The organism is Streptomyces sp. NPDC000134 (assembly GCF_042899225.1).
GTDB lineage: Bacteria > Actinomycetota > Actinomycetes > Streptomycetales > Streptomycetaceae > Streptomyces.
Map to the genome: position 1 here is coordinate 1 of NZ_JBIAZN010000057.1, position 1522 is coordinate 1522.

Consider the following 1522-nt stretch of genomic DNA (forward strand, 5'->3'; position numbering starts at 1 on the left):
GGGCGGCCTTCGTCTGATCATGTGCTCCGACCAAGGTGCACGTGACCACGACGAAGGCCGTGAGGGTGAGTCTGCTGCCTGATGCTGTCCGGAGGGAAGCGTTCGCGGAAGCGTCACGCTTCCGGGCGGAGTTCTACGAGTGTCTGACCGCCCGGCGCGACGAGTTGTTCGAGCTTGCCGATGCCGTGTTGTGTGCGGACGGTGCGGTGAAGTCCCCGGTGGACCTGACGCTGCTGCCCGAGCACCGTCGTGGGCACGGAGCGATGTACGGCGGCCTGAACCAGGGCCGGATCGACATCGGTCGGCTGCGGACCGTGCTGGCCGGGCTTTCGCTACCGCGTTTCGACGGCGGGCGTCTGGTCCTGGCGGTTGATGTGTCGCCGTGGCTGCGTTCGGACGCGCCGTGCTCGGCGGAGCGGTTGTTCTGCCACGTCTACGGCCGTGCGAAGACGGCGTCGCAGTTCATTCCGGGCTGGCCCTACTCCTTCGTCGCGGTGCTGGAGCCGGGCGCCACGTCCTGGACCGCGATCCTGGATGCGGTCCGGCTGGGACCTGCCGACGACGCGACCGCGGTCACCGCCGCCCAGCTCCGAGGAGTGGTTGAGCGGCTCATCGCCGCTGGTCAGTGGCAGTCCGGGGACCCGCATATCGTGATCGTCAGCGACGCCGGCTATGACGTCACCCGTCTGGCGTGGGTCCTGCGTGACCTGCCGGTCGAGCTGGTCGGCCGGGTCCGGTCCGACCGTGTCATGCGGCTGCCGAAGCCGCCCCGCCGGCCGGGGACGAACGGCCGGCCGCCCAAACACGGCCCGGAGTTCCGCTTCACCAAGCCGGAGACCTGGCCCGAGCCCGCGATCACCACGGTCACCGACACGGCGAACTACGGCAAGGCCGAGACCCAGGCGTGGGACCGGGTCCATCCTCGGCTCACGCACCGTTCCTCCTGGCTCGACCACGACGGTGAACTCCCGCTGGTCGAGGGGACGTTGATGCGGTTGAAGGTCGAGCACCTGTCGAAGGGCCGGGAGGCCCCGCCGGTGTGGCTGTGGTCCTCGAAGACCGGCGCCACCCCGGACGATGTGAACCGCTTCTGGCAGGCATTTCTCCGTCGCTTCGATCTGGAGCACACCTTCCGCTTCGCGAAGCAGACCCTCGGCTGGACCACCCCGAAGCTCCGTACTCCCGAGGCGGCGGACCGCTGGACCTGGATCCTGATCGTCGCTCACACCCAACTCCGGCTCGCCCGACCGCTCGCCACGGACCTCCGCCGGCCCTGGGAGAAACCCACCGCCACGGACCGGCTCACCCCGGCCCGGGTCCGCCGGGGGTTCAGGAACATCCGCGCTCACCTCGCCTGCCCGGCACGCGTTCCCAAACCCCGCGGCGCCGGCCCCGGACGCCCGCCCGGCGCCAAGAACAGACACCGGGCACCCCGCTACGACGTCGGCAAGACCGTCAAACGCCCCGAGACCCTGAAGGCCATCGGCAAGCCCGGAAGATCTTGGTAGATAAAGAACAAGCT

Annotated in this window: 1 protein-coding gene; it reads left to right on the forward strand. The window is 69.5% G+C overall.

Going from position 1 to position 1522, the window contains the following annotated elements:
• Window positions 1-65: 65 nt before the first annotated feature.
• Window positions 66-1508: an NF041680 family putative transposase gene (locus ACFY32_RS34060; RefSeq protein ID WP_390676373.1), complete on the forward strand. Its 1443-nt coding sequence runs from the start codon at window positions 66-68 to the stop codon at window positions 1506-1508.
• Window positions 1509-1522: the final 14 nt, after the last annotated feature.